The sequence below is a fragment of the Methylobacterium sp. 275MFSha3.1 genome, from assembly GCF_900108435.1.
GTDB lineage: Bacteria > Pseudomonadota > Alphaproteobacteria > Rhizobiales > Beijerinckiaceae > Methylobacterium.
This window is the reverse complement of record NZ_FNWP01000008.1, coordinates 170,141-185,368: the sequence shown is the minus strand read 5'-3', so window position 1 is coordinate 185,368 and position 15,228 is coordinate 170,141. Positions and strand designations below refer to the sequence as shown.

The following is a 15,228-nucleotide window of genomic DNA, read 5'->3' as shown; positions in this document are numbered from 1 at the left end:
CAGAGACGGCGGCTCCGGAGCCGTCAGTCGGGAAGAGAGTCCCCCGGCTCCTCCGGCAGCGGGTCGCCGGTCCAGGTCGTCGCGAAGGCGGCGAGCTCCCGCGCGTCGGCGAAGGCCGCCACGGTGACCTCGCGCGCGGCCGGCTCCGCCCCCGGATAGGGGGCGAGCAGGACGCGCACCCGGGCGAGCCGGCCGCTCGGCGCCTTCTCGGCGATCCAGGCCTGCGCCTCCGGCGTGAACCGCTCCGGGCCGTCGAGGGCCCGGGCGTCGGTCCGCAGCACGACCACGTAGGTGCCGAGGCTCGGATCGGCCTCCTGCACCGCCTTGACGATGTCGATCACGGGTTTTCTGCGAAGTCGTTGATCTGCACCTGGGCCTGCGCCGCGGTGAAGTTCGGGATGTCGGCGAAGATCTCCTCGCCGTGGGCGGCGACGGCCTTCTTGAAGGCGTCGACCGACTCGAAGGTCAGGAGGGCCATCACCTGGAACGGGGCGGCGCCGCCGTCCGGCGTGCCGGCGCCCTTGACGACCTTCGCGTCGTGGAGGCCGAGGGACGACCAGCGCTCGCGCACCAGCGGCATGTGGTGGCCGAGGTAGTAGCCCATGTCGAAGCTCGGGCCGGCCGGGTACATCACGCTTACCAGGATCATGGCGGTTCCTTCCTGTGTCGCGCCCGGTCGATCCGGGCGCCCGTCCTCGGGTCGTACGGCGACGGTCAGTGCAGCTTCACCCGCGGCTCGGTGCGCCGGGTCAGCGCGCGGGCCAGGGTGTCGAGGGCGGTCTTGGCCGTGCCGTGCAGCGCCCGCTCGTGCATCTTGTAGAGCGAGCGGTACATCATCCGGGCGAACAGACCGGCGATGAGCATGTTCTTGCCGCGCACGAACCCCATCAGGCTGCCCACGGTCGAGTACTCGCCCAGCGAGACCAGCGAGCCGAAATCCTTGTACCGGAACGGCTTCAGCGGCTTGCCGTCGATCTTGGCCGGGATCTGGGCGATCAGGTGGCTCGCCTGCTGGTGGGCCGCCTGCGCGCGCGGCGGCACCGGCGTGTCGGAGCCGGCCTCGACCAGGTAGGCGCAGTCGCCGATGGCGAAGATGTCGGGGTCGCGGGTGGTCTGCAGCGTCGGCGTCACCACCAGCTGGTTGGTCCGCGTCGTCTCCAGGCCGCCGATGCCCTGCAGGAAGGGCGGCGCCTTCACGCCCGCCGCCCAGACGACCAGCTCGGACGGGATGAAGGTGCCGTCGGCGAGCTGCACGCCGTCGGCGCGCACCTCGGTGACCCGCGCCTTCACGCGCACGTCGACGCCGATCTTGCTGAGGAGCTGCATCACCTCGGCCGAGAGGCGCTGCGGCACCGCCGGCAGGATCCGGTCGGCGGCCTCGACCAGGGTGATGCGGATGTCCTTGCCCGGGTCGATCTTGTCGAGCCCGGTCGAGACGACGTGGCGCAGGGTCCGGTGGAGCTCGGCGGCGAGTTCCGTCCCGGTCGCGCCCGCGCCGATCACCGTGACGTGGAGCTGGCCGGGCCGGACCGGGCCGGCCTGCGTGTGCGCCCGCAGCGAGGCGTTCACGAGGCGCTGGTGGAAGCGCACCGCCTGGTCCTGGGTGTCGAGAGCGATGGCGTGCTCGGCGACGCCCGGCGTGCCGAAATCGTTGGTGGTGGAGCCCACCGCCATCACCAGCGTGTCGTAGGGGACGGCGCGCTCGGGCGTGACCTCGCGCCCTTCCGCGTCGTAGCTCGCGGCGAGCTGGATCGTGCGCGCCTCCCGGTCGAGCCCGGTCATCCGCCCGATCCGGTAGCGGAAGCCGTGCATGTGGGCGTGGTGCAGGTAATCCACCGCGTGGTGGCCGACGTCGAGGCTGCCGGCCGCCACCTCGTGGAGCAGCGGCTTCCAGATATGCGTCCGGGCGCGGTCCACGAGGGTGACGTGCGCGCGCTTGCCGCGCCCGAGCTTGTCGCCGAGCTTCGTGACCAGCTGCAGTCCGGCGGCGCCGCCGCCGACCACCACGACGCGATGAAGGCCCGACTCGTTCTCGACGGATGCCATCGACACTCTTTCTCCTCCCGGACCGGGATCAGTCGCCGGCCTCCTTACACGGCCTGGGTTGCCGAATACCACATCGCCGGCCGCGACCCCCGGTCACGAGTGCGACGTCGCGCACCGGACGGGCGGCGCGCGGAGCCCGGTCACGCCGGCGGGGCGCCTGGCTGGCGCAGCGGGTGTGCCTCCGCGACCGCCGGCAGGGCGAGGCAGGCCTCGGCGATTCGCGCGACCGTCGGGTAGGCCGCCGTGTCGATGCCGAAGATGCCCGTCCCGACCCAGAGGCTGACGAGGCAGAGGTCGGCGTGGCTCACCGAATCGCCCTGGCAGAACCGGCCCGTCCCCGGCTCGGTGGCGAGGCGCGTCTCCAGGGTCCGGAGGCCGGTCTCGAAGGCGTTGCGCAGGAAATCCAGCATGCGCTCCCGGGGCAGGCCGTAATGCTCCATCAGGAAGGTGCGCACCCGGGGCACGTAGAGCGGGTGGGTGTCGCACGCGACCACCTGCGCCAGCGAGCGGGCCCTGGCCCGCGCCCGGGGCTCCTCGGGCAGGAGGCGGACGCCGCCCCGGGTCTCCTCCAGGTAGTCGAGGATCGCCAGCGACTGGGTGAGCGGCGGCCCGTCGCCGTCGAACAGCGCCGGCACCGCGCCCTGCGGGTTGATCTTCCGGAACGCCGGCTCGTGCTGGTCGCCGGCGTCGAGATCGATGAAGGTCTCCTCGTAGGCGATGCCCTTCAGCTTCAGGGCGATCCGCACCCGGAAGGCCGCGGCCGAGCGCCAGTTGCCGTACATGTGCATGGGTCAGCGATCTCCGACGGGGTCGAGCGAGCACAGCCGACTTCGCTGCGGCCCGCAAGGGGGCTGCGCGCGCGGCGGCCCGGGGGCGACAAGCGGTCCCGTCGGGCCCATATCGGTCTCCCGCCCCGGAGAGCCCGCACGATGGCCGATCAGACCGACGCCCGCCGCTTCATCCCCCTGAACATCGCGGTCCTGACCGTCTCCGACACCCGCCGCCCGGAGGACGACCGGTCGGGCGACACCCTGACCCAGCGCCTCACCGCGGCGGGGCACATCCTGGCGGCCCGGTCGATCGTCCCGGACGAGGTCCCGGCGATCCGCGCGCGGGTGGAGGCGTGGCTGCGCGACCCCGGCGTCGACGTGGTGATCACCACCGGCGGGACCGGCTTCACCGGCCGCGACGTCACCCCCGAGGCGCTGGAGCCGCTGTTCGAGAAGCGCATGGACGGCTTCTCGGCCGTGTTCCACCGGATCTCGTACGACAAGATCGGGACCTCGACCCTGCAGTCCCGCGCCACCGCGGGGGTCGCGCGGGCGACCTACGTGTTCGTGCTGCCGGGCTCGCCCGGCGCTTGCCGCGACGCCTGGGACGGGATCCTGGCCCAGCAGCTCGACTACCGGCACCGGCCCTGCAACTTCGTGGAGATCATGCCGCGCCTCGACGAGCACCTGCGGCGCGGCGCGAGCCTCACGGTGTGAGGCCGCGCGCTACGCGAGGTTCCCCTCCTTGCGGCGCAGGACCGAGTGCTTGCGGCCGTAGAAGAAGTACACGACGAGGCCGATCGCCATCCAGATCACCAGCCGGAGCCACGTGTCGAGGGGCAGGCCGATCATCAGGAGCAGGCAGGACAGGATGCCGAGGATCGGCACGACCGGCACGGCGGGCGCCCGGAACGGCCGCTTCATGGTGCGCTCGGCCCGCCGGAGGTAGAGCACCGAGCCGCAGACGAGGATGAAGGCGGCCAGCGTGCCGATGCTCACCATCTCGCCGAGGATGTGGATCGGCACCAGGGCCGCCACCACGGCGACCGCGGCGCCGATCATCGCCTGGCTGCGATACGGCGTCTGGTAGGTCGGGTGGACGTGGGAGAACATCTTCGGCAGCAGGCCGTCCTGCGCCATGGTGAAGAAGATCCGGCTCTGGCCGTAGAGCAGGACGAGGATCACCGTCGTCAGCCCGGTCAGCGCCCCGAGCTTGATCAGGAGCGCGAACCAGCCGATGCCGATCACGTCGACGCCCTTGGCGATTGGGTCCGGGACGTTCAGGTCCTTGTAGGGCACGAGCCCGGTCAGCACGGCGGCGACGAGCACGTACAGGATCGTGCAGACCGCGAGCGAGCCCAGGATGCCGATGGGCATGTCCTTCTGGGGTCTGCGCGCCTCCTGGGCGGCGGTCGAGACCGCGTCGAAGCCGATGAAGGCGAAGAACACCACGCCCGCGCCGCGCAGGACGCCGCTGTAGCCGAAATGGCCGAAGGTCCCGTCGTTGTCCGGGATGAGCGGGCTCCAGTTCGCGGCATTCACGTGGCCCCAGCCCAGGGCGATGAAGGCGACCACGACGGTGAGCTTCACCGCGACCATGATGTTGTTGAAGAGCGCCGATTCCTTCGTGCCCCGCATCAGCAGGATCGTGATCAGCGCCACGATCAGGACCGCCGGCAGGTTCAGCAGCGCGGTCCCGCCGCCCTCGATCGGCGTGCCCGGCGCGTTGGCGAACTGCGCCGGGATCACGATGCCGACGCTCTTCAGGATGCTGGTCACGTAGCCCGACCAGCCGACCGCCACGGTGGCGGCGCCCATGGCGTATTCGAGGATCAGGTCCCAGCCGATCAGCCACGCGAAGAACTCGCCGAGCGTCGCGTAGGTGTAGGTGTAGCTCGATCCGGCGACCGGGATCAGCGCGGCCATCTCCGAGTAACAGAGGCCGACGAAGGCGCAGGCGATGCCGCCGAGCACGAAGGACAGCATGATCCCCGGCCCGGCATACTGGGCCGCGGCCGTGCCGGTCAGGACGAAGATGCCGGCGCCGATGATCGCCCCGATGCCCATCGCGGTGATCGAGAGGGCGCCCAGCGACTTCGAGAGCTGCTGCTCGCCCTCGCCGCTCTCGACGATGTCCTCGACCGACTTGCGCCCCATCAGGCCCGACGAATCCATTGCACCATCCTTCCAGATCGGGGTGGCTCAGCGCGCGTCATCATGTCCGGAGACGGCGACGATCCTGCCGCGCTTTCAGAGTTGTAGAGGCGGATCGACCGACAACAACGTGAGCGGGCGCAAGATTCTTCCGAGCAAGATTCTCCCGAGCAAGATCTTTCCGGTCAGGCGCGCTCGATCCGAGCGATCAGCGGCCTGACCTTGAGGCGACCCGTGAACGCGCCCTCGGCACGCAGGGCCTCGCGCCGGACGACGTCGCCGGCCCGGGCCTGCCGGGCGCCGACGACGGTCTCCGCCCGTCTGACGAGCCGGCCGAGCCAGCGCCCGGCCGGGCGGTGCAGGCGGCCGAGCGCCGTCTCCGGCCGCGCGGTCCCGACGAAGCGGTCGAGGGTGCGGATCCAGCCCTCGGCCGGGACGTCGCCGGCCTCCAGGCACAGGATCCAGTCCCGCCGGGCCGCGGCGGCGCCGGCCGCGTAGGGATTGCCGCCCCGGTGCAGCACGAGGGTCGCGCCCGTGGCCTCCGCGACGGCCGCCACGGCCTCGCTCTCGCGGCCCGCGACGATCACCGCGTCGCCGACGAGGCCGCCGGCCACGCCGGAGACGAGCACGCTGAGCGTGTCGGCCAGGCGATCGATCGCGTCCGGATCGGCCGGTTCGGCCAGATAGGTCACGGCGGAGAGCATGAGCGCGCGCATAGACGATTCTGCGGCGCCGTAAACTGCCCCGCGGCCCGCGCGGTGACGCGCCGTCGCCCGGACGGGCTGCAGAGCCGCATTTGCCTGAAAAAAAGGCGCCCTTCACCGTCGTGTTCGCTCTATGTTCTTATGTGGATCCGTGAGGGAGGCGAGTCGTCATGGGGGACACGCGCGACGGGACCGCATCCGGGACCGCAAACGGGGCCGCGCCGCGACTCGGGCCGAGCGTCGCGGAACCGGCCGCCCGGCGCGGGCGCGGCGCGACGGCCAACCCGACGGGCCGATACGAATCCGCCCGGCGCGAGGCGTTCCACGACGAGACTTGGACGGCGGACGCTCCGGCACCCCTGCGCACGGAGGTCACGCCGGAGCGGTCCGCCCGGATCATCGCGCGCAACAGCTCGCCCGACATCCCGTTCGACCGGTCGATCAACCCGTACCGGGGCTGCGAGCACGGCTGCATCTACTGCTACGCGCGCCCGACCCATGCCTGGCTCGGCCTGTCGCCGGGGCTCGACTTCGAGTCGCGGATCTTCACCAAGCCGGACGCCGCCCGGCTCCTCGCCCGCGAGATCGCCGCGCCGGGCTACCGGCCCGACACGATCGCCCTCGGCACCGCCACGGATCCCTACCAGCCGGTCGAGCGGGAGCACCGGCTGACCCGCGCGGTTCTGGAGGTGCTGCGGGAGGCCCGCCACCCCGTCAGCATCACCACCAAGTCGGACCTCGTGCTGCGCGACCTCGATCTCCTGACCGAGATGGCGGCGGAGAACCTCGTGCTGGCGGCGATCTCGCTGCCGACGCTGGATCCGGACCTCGCCCGCCGCCTCGACCCGCGGGCGCCGCGGCCGGGCAAGCGGCTCGCGGCGATGCGGGGCCTGAGCGCGGCGGGCGTGCCCGTCATGGTCAACGTCTCGCCGATCATCCCCGGCCTGACGGACCACGAGATCGAATCGATCCTGGCCGAGGCGCGCGCGCACGGGGCGAGCCGGATCGGCCACGCGCTGCTGCGCCTCCCGGGCGAAGTCGCCGACCTCGTGGCGGACTGGTTCACCGAGCACTATCCCGAACGCAGGGCGCGGGCCTTCGCACTCCTGCGGGAAGCCCGGGGCGGGCGCGAGAACGACCCGCGCTTCGGCCACCGCTTCCGCGGGGAGGGCGCCTACGCGACGATGATCGGCCAGCGGGTCCGGCTCGCCGGCACGCGTCTCGGTTTCGCCTTCGGGCGCATCGCGCTGAATCGCGACGCCTTCCGGAAGCCCGGCGCGCAGCTGGCGCTGTTCTGACACGCGACCGACGCGGCGGCGCGCGCGAGGCGGCGGACCTGTCCCACAGTACGGTTCAGCGAAAATTCCAGTCATTTTGGCCGGAAACGGCGTAAGAAGATAATTCCAAAGATTGAAAGCGGCTCAAATGTTGCCCCCAAAGTCGATTATCTGATGTCTAAGTTGTGAGGAAGATCGCAGAACGTAAGATTGACATCTGTGTCATTGTGGTTCAAATGCCTGAGATCGCGAGTTTTACTGCGAGATTTTGACCAAGTTTGATTGAGTTATCGAATTTCATTTCTATATTGAGGGTCGTTCTGTGCGTAAGAGCGCGATTTTGTCCGGTGTCCGTGTCCGCAGATCCCGCCAATGGACGCTGTGCGCCGTGATCCGGTCGCGGGCGAGCCGCGCGCCGCGGCCCTGCTCGGTTCTGCCGGTCGCGACTGCCGGCCTTCCTTGAGACGGTAGAGTGTCGGGGTTTCGACCTCCGATGCCGACCGGGCGAACTCCCGGTCCGATGACCGGACCGGGAGTTCGCCGGTGAGCCCCCGGACTCGCCGCGCCCTCGCCGCGCCCTTCGAGCGAACCGGGCCGCCGCCGCGTCGGGGTGCCTGTCGCGTCGCTCAGCCTTTCCGTCGACCGAGGCCGACCGGCCGCCCTGCTCGAACCGGGCAGCCCGGCGGCGGGCCGCACGCCTCGACGCACCGCGAAGAGAGATCCCGACCCTCATGCTGCGCCTTCCGCGTCCGTCCATCGGCACGATCCTGTGCGCGATCCTGTTCTCACTCAGCGCCATGCTGCTGGCCGCGGGTGCCCGGACGGCGCTGGAGGCCGGGGCGCAGGAGCGGGAGAGCCGCCGCGTCGTCGCGCTCACGGAAGGCAGTCGTATCCTCCTCGAGATCCTGCTCGCCGTGCGCCTCGAGCGGGGACGGACCCTGCAGGCGCTGATCGCCGCGGACAGGATCCCGCCCGCCGACGCGGCCCTGATCGCCCGACAGCGCGCGACCCGGATCGATCGTCTGGAAGCGCTCCTGAGCCTGGTGCGCGCGGTCGACACCGCCGCGGTGGCGAAGACGGTCGATCCGCTCCGACGGGCGCACGAGGCCGTCATCGGCCTGACGTCGCGGATCGACGCGGCCCTCGCGGTCCCGGTCGCGGAGCGCGAGGCCGCGACCGAGGGGGTCGCCGCGACCGCCTTCCGGGATCTGCTCGACGCGCTCACGGCGACCAGCGGGGCCGTCGACGTCACGATCCCGCGCCGGGACGCGGCGCTGGCCCGCGCCCTGGACATCAAGCGCGCCGCCTGGATCACGCGGGTCGCGATCGGCGGCAACGTGGCGCGGGCCGAGACGGCCGTGACGCGGGGCACGGGCTGGTCCGAGGAGGAGCGCCTCGCCGAGGCCGAGGAGCGCGGCCGCGTCGCGGCGAGCTGGGCGAATCTCGTCGATCACATGGACGACACGCTGCCGCGGGCGGTCCAGGACGCCTTCGTCAGGGCGGGCAGCAGCAACTTCGAGGGCGAGGTCGCGGCGCGGCGGCAGGCCTTGCGGGCGGCCCTGAGCCGGGGTCAGCCGCCGGGCGTCGCGATCCAGGACCTGCGCGACCGCAACACGCGGGAGGTCAACACCATCGCCGACCTCGCCGAGGCGGCGCTGAACGCGATGGTCGCCCGCGCGCAGGCACTCTTCGCTGAGGCGGGGGCGACGCTGCTGCACACCGGCCTGTTCCTGGCCGCATCGGTGCTGCTCGCCGGTGCCGGCGCCGTCGTCGTCGTCCGCCGCGTGCTCGGGCCGCTCCGGGCCATGATCCAGGCGATGCGGGCGCTCGCCTCCGGCGACGTCGCCGTGGAGATCCCGGCCCGCGGGCGGCGGGACGAGATCGGCGCGATGGCGGCGGCCGTGGAGGTCTTCCGGGACAACCTCGTCCGCACCCGCGCCCTGGAGGCAGAGGCGGACGAGGCGGCGCGCGCCGCGGAGGCGCAGCGCCGGACCATGACGCACACGATGGCGCAGACCTTCGAGGCGGCGGTGGCCGGCATCGTCGGGCAGGTCTCCGCCGCCGCGGCCGAACTGCAGACCACGGCCTGGGAGATGACCACCACAGCCCAGGAGACGGCCAGCCAGTCCGATACCGTGGCCGCGGCCGCCGAGGAGGCGTCCGCCGGCGTCAGGACGGTGGCCGCCGCGGTGGAGGAACTCGGCACCTCCGTCCAGGAGATCGGGCGGCAGGTCCAGGGCTCGTCCGAGCTGGCCCGGAGCGCGGTCGGCGAGGCCGACCAGACGGCCGCCCTGGTGGCGGCGCTGAACGCGTCCGTCGCCCGGGTCGACGCCGTCGTCGAGCTGATCGCCCGCATCGCCGCGCAGACGAACCTGCTGGCGCTCAACGCCACGATCGAGGCGGCGCGGGCCGGCGAGGCCGGGCGCGGCTTCGCGGTCGTCGCAACCGAGGTCAAGGAACTGGCCGCCCAGACCGGTCGGGCCACCGACGAGGTCGGCCGGCAGATCGGCGAGATCCGGACCGTGACCGGTCAGGCGGTGCGGGCGATCGGGACGATCACCGGCCGGATCGGGGAGATCGACGCCGTGGCCGCCGCCATCGCGGCCGCGGTGGAGCAGCAGGGGGCGGCGACGCAGGAGATCGTCCGCAACGTCGCCCAGGCCAATGCCGGCACGCAGGAGGTCACCGGCAACATCGCCGGCGTGGCGCAGGCGGCCGACCGGACTGGCCACGCGGCCGACCACGTGCTGACGGCCGCCACCGCGCTCACGCGTCAGTCGGAGGAGCTCGCCGCGGAGGTCGAGCGCTTCCTCACCGGCGTCCGGGCCGCGTGACCCGTCGCCCGGCTCAGTCGAAGCCGCGGGTGAAGCTGAGCCGGTGGTGGGGGCTGCGCCCGAGCTGCGTCAGGCCGGCGCGGTGGACGGCCGTCCCGTAGCCGACATTGCGCTCCCAGCCGTAGCCGGGATGGCGCCGGGCGAGCCGCCGCATCAGCTGGTCCCGGAGCACCTTGGCGACGATCGACGCGGCGGCGATCTGGGGCACCAAGTGGTCGCCGCCGACGACGGCGCGGCCGGGCAAGCCCGGCAGGGCGTCGCGCCCGTCGACCAGCACGGGCGCGGCGAGGCCGAGCCGCGCCACCGCCCGCGCCATGGCGTCGAGGGTCGCGCCGCGGATGTTGATCCGGTCGATCAGGGCGCGCGACCCCGCCGCCACCGCGACCCGCGCGTGGGCGCGGATCAGGGGGGCCAGCCGGTCGCGCACGGGCTCGGGGACGCGCTTGCTGTCGTCGAGGGCCGCGAGCAGGTCGGCCGGGATCACCGCCGGATCGAACCAGACCGCGGCCACCACCACGGGTCCGCAGAGCGCGCCGCGCCCGACCTCGTCGCAGCCGATCGCCGCCGGATACGCGGCGGCCCGGGCGGGGTCGAACGGTCCGGCGACTGGGGGGCGGGCTCTGGCGGACCCGGCCGGTCCGGCGGGCGATCTGACTGGCGATCTGACTGGCGGCTTGGCGGGCGGCATCGCGCCCTCCTGCCATTCCGCGCGGACGCCGTCACGCGTCAGGCGGCGTCGCGGGTGCTCCGGGCGCCGCCATGCGCCTCGACGATGTTGCCGAAGAACTGCCGAGCGCTCACGTCCCAGCCGCGGCGCAGGGCCTCGGCCCGGCACTCGGCGCGCGACAGGCGCAGGGCCGCCAGCGCGGCGACCCGCAGATCCGGGTCGAGCACGCCGACCCGCGTGCCGCCGACGACGTCGTTCGGACCCGGCACCGGGAAGGCCGCCACCGGGAGCCCGCTGGCCAGCGCCTCCAGGAGCACGATGCCGAACGTGTCGGTGAGGCTCGGGAAGACGAAGACGTCGCAGGCCGCGTAGACCGCCGAGAGGTCCGCGCCGGTGCGGGTGCCGAGGAAGTGCGCCGCCGGCGCGAGGGCCTGCAGCCGCGCGCGGTCCGGACCGTCGCCGACCACCACCTTGGTGCCGGGCAGGTCGAGGGCGAGGAAGGCCGCGACGTTCTTCTCCACCGCCAGTCGCCCGACGTAGAGGAACAGCGGCCCCGGCAGGCCGGCGAGTTCCGCCGGCCGGGGCGTCCCGGGCTCGGCCGGCCGGAATCGTTCCGTGTCCACGCCCCGGGTCCAGCGCATCAGCCGGCCGAAGCCCCGCGCCGCGAGCTCGCCCTGGAGCGAGGCGGTGCTGACCATCGTCCCGCGGGCGGCGCCGTGGAACCGGCGCAGGTACGCGTAGGACCACGCCTCCGGCACCGGCGCGCGGGCGGCGAGGTATTCCGGGAAGCGCGTGTGGTAGCTCGTCGTGAAGGGCAGGTCGTGGGCGAGGCAGTGCCGGCGCGCCGCGAGGCCGACCGGCCCCTCCGTGGCGATGTGCACGTGGCTCGGCCGCTCGGCCCGCCAGCGCGCCGCCACCCGCTCGCGCCCGGCATAGGCGAGGCGGATCTCCGGGTAGCCCGGCAGCGGCAGCGAGCGGAAATCCGCCACGGACAGCAGCGTCGTGGCGAAGCCGTGCTCCGGCGCGCGCCGGACCATCTGCTCGAGGGAGCGCACGACGCCGTTCACCTGGGGGTGCCACGCGTCGCTGGCGATCAGGAGCTTCACGGCGGCGCCCTCAAGCCACCGCGCGCCGGCCCGGCAGGGGCTGCGGCACGACCTCGGCCTCCCGCGCCCGCAGGAGGCTCGGGTAGTGCAGCACCTCGATGCGGCCGTCGTAGTGCTCCACGAGCCCGGTGCAGGATTCCACCCAGTCGCCGGTGTTGAGGTAGCGCAGGTCACCGATCGGCCGGTCCGCGGCGTGGTGGATGTGGCCGCAGATCACCCCGTCGGCGCCCTGGCGGCGGGCCTCCTCGGCCAGGATCGTCTCGAAGCGGCCGATGAAGCTCACGGCGTTCTTCACGCGCAGCTTCGCCCAGGCCGACAGCGACCAGTAGGACAGGCCCAGACGCCGCCGCACCTTGTTGATCAGCGTGTTGAGGGAGAGCGCCAGCGTGTAGGCGCCGTCGCCCAGATGGGCGAGCCACGGCGAGTGGCGCACGACCATGTCGAACTGGTCGCCGTGGATGACGAGGTAGCGCTTGCCGTCCGCCGCCTCGTGGATCGCGGTCTCGGCCAGCTCGATGCCGCCGAAGCTCGTGCCCACGTAGTCGCGCAGGAACTCGTCGTGGTTGCCGGGCAGGTAGACGATCCGCGCGCCCTTGCGGACCTTGCGCAGGAGCTTCTGCACCACGTCGTTGTGCTCCTGCGGCCAGTACCAGCCCGAGCGGAGCTGCCAGCCGTCCACGATGTCGCCGACGAGGTAGATCGTGTCGGCGTCGTAGTCCTTCAGGAACGACAGCAGCAGGCCGGCCTGGCAGCCGCGCGTGCCGAGATGCAGGTCGGACAGGAACAGCGTCCGCACGCGGACCGGCATCTCCTCAACCTCGGCCACGGCATCCTCTCCCGGCGGCTGAACGGTGCCGGGATCCAGAGCGCGATCCGATCTCAGTTTGATGACGCGGGTTCCGCCGGGGCGGAAAGACTTCGGTGTGCGGTGCCGCGAAGCCTCTCAACCGGAGCACGACTTCGTTGCGGCGCACAAAAAATTTTTTTGGCAAGTTCCGGAAGTTTTTCCGGTTTTCCTTTCGAGCTTCACCGCCTCATAATACCAAGAACCGGCCGCTCGGCACGAGCACGGCCGGACCTTGACAGGAAGGCGGCGAGGACGGCCCTGGAGCCGTTGGACGGGACGGCAATTCGGAGGCGACCGGCGCGCGGGGGCGCGCCGCGACGCGAGCGGCGTGAGGCCGCCTGCCGCTCCGCGGAGACCCCCCGATCACGGCAGAGGATGGCGTTCGAGGGGGTGCGGCGCGAGCCGCTCTCGACGGCGCCGGACCGACTCCCTGAGGACGCTTGGACAACCCGGCGCGGGTTCACGCCCGCGCGCAATGGACTTTTCGGAGGAAACATCATGGCCGCAACCCGGCGCCCCGGTCGCAACCACCTCTTCATCCCGGGCCCCACCAACATCCCGGAGCGCGTCCTGCGCGCCATGCACGTGCCGTCGGAGGATCACCGCTCGCCGAGCTTCCCCGAGCTGGTGAAGCCGCTCCTGCAGGACTCCAAGATGGTGTTCGGCTCGACCGCCGGGACGGTCATCCTGTTCCCGTCCTCGGGCACCGGCATCTGGGAATCGGCCCTGTCCAACACCCTCTGCCGCGGCGACACGGTGCTGACCTCGCGCTACGGCCAGTTCAGCCACCTCTGGGTCGACATGGCCCAGCGCCTCGGCCTCGACGTGGTCGTCCAGGAGGAGGAGTGGGGCACCGGCGCCGATCCGCAGAAGATCGAGGAGGCCCTGCGCGCCGACAAGGACCATAAGATCAAGGCCGTGATGGTCGTCCACAACGAGACCGCCACGGGCGTCACCAGCGACATCGGCGCGGTGCGCAAGGCGATCGACGCCGCCGGCCACCCGGCCCTGCTGTTCGTGGACGGCATCTCGTCGATCGGCTCGCTGCCGTTCTACATGGACGACTGGAAGGTCGACTGCGCCATCGCGGGCTCCCAGAAGGGCTTCATGCTGCCGGCCGGCCTCGGCCTGATCTGCATCAGCCCGAAGGCGCTCAAGATCGCCGAGGGCGGCACCGGCCGCAACGACCGGCTCGGCCACGCCTACTTCGCCTGGAAGGACCAGCTGGCCGCCAACGCCACCGGCTACTTCCCCTACACCCCCGTCCTGCCGCTGCTCTACGGCCTCCGCGAGGCCCTGGAGATCGTGAAGGAGGAGGGGCTGGAGAACGTCTACCACCGCCATCACGTGCTCGGTGAGGCGACCCGCCAGGCGGTCGCGGCCTGGGGCCTCAAGCCCTGCGCCAAGGAGCCGAAGTGGAACTCCGACACGGTCACGGCGATCGTGGTGCCGGAGGGCGCCGACGCCGCCAAGGTGATCACCCACGCCTACGAGCGCTACAACCTCTCGCTCGGCGCCGGCCTGTCGAAAGTCGCCGGCAAGGTGTTCCGCATCGGCCACCTGGGCGACCTGAACGAGCTGTCGCTGCTGGGTGCCATCGCGGGCGCCGAGATGGCCATGCTCGATTGCGGCATCAAGGTCACGCCGGGCTCGGGCGTCGCCGCCGCCTCCAGCTACCTGCGCGAGAATCCGCTGCATAAGGCGTGATCTGCGCCCGCGATCGGGGCGGGACCGGGTTGCCGGGCCCGCCCCGACGCGCAAGTAAGAACAAGACTATCGAGGAAACCGCCCGTCGTACGAGAGGGGTCCTATGACCAAGAAGATCGTGTTCCTGGATCGTGAATCCCTCGATGCCAGGGTCCGACCGTTCAATTTCCCCCACGAATACGTCGAGCACGAGTCGACCTGGACGCCGGAGGAGATCGTCTCCCGCCTCCAGGGCGCGGAGATCGCGCTGATCAACAAGGTCCCGATGCGGGCCGAGACGCTGAAGCAGCTCCCCGACCTGAAGCTGATCGCGGTCGCCGCCACCGGCACCGACGTGGTCGACAAGGCCCAGGCCAAGGCCCAGGGGGTCACGGTCGTCAACATCCGCAACTACGCGTTCAACACCGTGCCGGAGCACGTGGTCGGGCTGATGTTCGCCCTGCGCCGGGCGATCGTGCCCTACGCCAACTCGGTGCGGCGCGGCGACTGGGCGAAGTCCAAGCAGTTCTGCTACTTCGACTACCCGATCTACGACATCGCCGGCTCGACGCTCGGCATCGTCGGCTACGGGGCGCTGGGCAAGTCGATCGCCAAGCGCGCCGAGGCGCTGGGCATGAAGGTCATCGCCTACGACGTGTTCCCGCAGGACGGGCTGGTCGATTTCGAGACGATCCTGACGCAGTCCGACGTGATCACGCTGCACGTGCCGCTGACCCCCGACACCAAGGGGATGATCGGCGCCGCCGAGCTCAAGAAGATGAAGAAGAGTGCCATCCTCATCAACACGGCCCGCGGCGGCCTCGTGGACGAGGCGGCCCTTCTCGAAGCGCTCAAGGACGGCACCATCGCGGGCGCCGGCTTCGACGTGGTGGCGCAGGAACCGCCCAAGGACGGCAACATCCTGTGCGAGGCCGACCTGCCGAACCTGATCGTCACGCCGCACGTCGCCTGGGCGAGCAAGGAGGCGATGCAGATCCTGGCCGACCAGCTCGTCGACAACGTCGAGGCCTTCGTGGCGGGCAAGCCGCAGAACGTGGTCGAGTAGGCGCGACAGGCCTCTTCTCCCGCACGGGAGAGAGGGCGCGCCGCGCCGAATAAGCGAACTGACAGCTCGGG

At 71.7% G+C, this 15,228-nt stretch carries 14 protein-coding genes; 5 read left to right on the top strand and 9 right to left on the bottom strand.

The genetic code is table 11. The features are described from left to right. Positions 1-23: 23 nt before the first annotated feature. The 4 genes from BLW78_RS11635 to maiA all read right to left on the bottom strand — a co-directional run bounded on the left by BLW78_RS11635 (position 24) and on the right by maiA (position 2,834). Positions 24-341 (bottom strand): hypothetical protein, encoded by a 318-nt coding sequence (locus BLW78_RS11635; RefSeq protein WP_020092669.1) that lies wholly within the window; start codon positions 339-341, stop codon positions 24-26. Continuing rightward, positions 338-649, bottom strand: coding sequence for an EthD family reductase (locus BLW78_RS11630; protein WP_020092668.1), 312 nt, complete (start codon positions 647-649; stop codon positions 338-340). The genes BLW78_RS11635 and BLW78_RS11630 overlap by 4 nt, the downstream gene beginning before the upstream one ends. 65 nt (positions 650-714) lie before the next feature. Beyond that, positions 715-2,046 (bottom strand): NAD(P)/FAD-dependent oxidoreductase, encoded by a 1,332-nt coding sequence (locus BLW78_RS11625; protein WP_091679643.1) that lies wholly within the window; start codon positions 2,044-2,046, stop codon positions 715-717. A gap of 140 nt (positions 2,047-2,186) precedes the next feature. Beyond that, the gene (gene maiA, locus BLW78_RS11620; RefSeq protein ID WP_091679640.1) at positions 2,187-2,834 is read right to left on the bottom strand and encodes a maleylacetoacetate isomerase; all 648 of its coding nucleotides are present in this window, start codon (positions 2,832-2,834) and stop codon (positions 2,187-2,189) included. A 141-nt stretch (positions 2,835-2,975) separates the two neighbouring features. On the opposite strand from maiA, the gene moaB reads away from it, so the two are divergent. Next, the gene (gene moaB, locus BLW78_RS11615) at positions 2,976-3,533 is read left to right on the top strand and encodes a molybdenum cofactor biosynthesis protein B (protein ID WP_091679637.1); all 558 of its coding nucleotides are present in this window, start codon (positions 2,976-2,978) and stop codon (positions 3,531-3,533) included. A 9-nt stretch (positions 3,534-3,542) separates the two neighbouring features. Here the strand turns inward: moaB and BLW78_RS11610 are convergent, their stop codons facing one another. Together BLW78_RS11610 and BLW78_RS11605 are read right to left on the bottom strand one after the other, a co-directional pair. Continuing rightward, a complete protein-coding gene (locus BLW78_RS11610; protein ID WP_091679634.1) occupies positions 3,543-4,991 on the bottom strand; it encodes an amino acid permease in 1,449 nt (482 codons plus the stop codon). Positions 4,992-5,155: 164 nt separating this feature from the next. Beyond that, positions 5,156-5,686 carry a hypothetical protein gene (locus BLW78_RS11605; protein WP_020092663.1) on the bottom strand — a complete coding sequence of 177 codons (531 nt, stop codon included), beginning with the start codon at positions 5,684-5,686 and terminating at the stop codon, positions 5,156-5,158. Positions 5,687-5,844: 158 nt separating this feature from the next. Between BLW78_RS11605 and BLW78_RS11600 the strand changes: the two genes are divergently transcribed. Continuing rightward, positions 5,845-6,972 (top strand): PA0069 family radical SAM protein, encoded by a 1,128-nt coding sequence (locus tag BLW78_RS11600; RefSeq protein ID WP_091679631.1) that lies wholly within the window; start codon positions 5,845-5,847, stop codon positions 6,970-6,972. Between the two features lie 710 nt (positions 6,973-7,682). Continuing rightward, positions 7,683-9,785, top strand: coding sequence for a methyl-accepting chemotaxis protein (locus BLW78_RS11595; RefSeq protein WP_091679629.1), 2,103 nt, complete (start codon positions 7,683-7,685; stop codon positions 9,783-9,785). Between the two features lie 13 nt (positions 9,786-9,798). Here BLW78_RS11595 and BLW78_RS11590 read toward each other — a convergent pair whose 3' ends face one another. From BLW78_RS11590 to BLW78_RS11580, 3 genes are read right to left on the bottom strand one after another with little or no spacing between them, the layout of a single operon-like run. Beyond that, on the bottom strand, positions 9,799-10,473 hold the full coding sequence (locus tag BLW78_RS11590; RefSeq protein WP_091679626.1) for a ribonuclease HII: 675 nt from the start codon (positions 10,471-10,473) through the stop codon (positions 9,799-9,801). A 38-nt stretch (positions 10,474-10,511) separates the two neighbouring features. Beyond that, positions 10,512-11,558, bottom strand: a complete 1,047-nt coding sequence (locus BLW78_RS11585; RefSeq protein WP_091679623.1) for a glycosyltransferase family 4 protein — start codon at positions 11,556-11,558, stop codon at positions 10,512-10,514. A gap of 10 nt (positions 11,559-11,568) precedes the next feature. Beyond that, positions 11,569-12,384: a UDP-2,3-diacylglucosamine diphosphatase gene (locus tag BLW78_RS11580; RefSeq protein WP_020092658.1), complete on the bottom strand. Its 816-nt coding sequence runs from the start codon at positions 12,382-12,384 to the stop codon at positions 11,569-11,571. 519 nt (positions 12,385-12,903) lie between these two features. On the opposite strand from BLW78_RS11580, the gene BLW78_RS11575 reads away from it, so the two are divergent. Together BLW78_RS11575 and BLW78_RS11570 are read left to right on the top strand one after the other, a co-directional pair. After that, a complete protein-coding gene (locus BLW78_RS11575) occupies positions 12,904-14,112 on the top strand; it encodes an aminotransferase class V-fold PLP-dependent enzyme (RefSeq protein ID WP_091679620.1) in 1,209 nt (402 codons plus the stop codon). A gap of 103 nt (positions 14,113-14,215) precedes the next feature. Then, entirely contained in the window at positions 14,216-15,157 is a 942-nt protein-coding gene (locus BLW78_RS11570) for a D-2-hydroxyacid dehydrogenase (RefSeq protein WP_091679618.1), read from the top strand. Positions 15,158-15,228 lie beyond the last annotated feature (71 nt).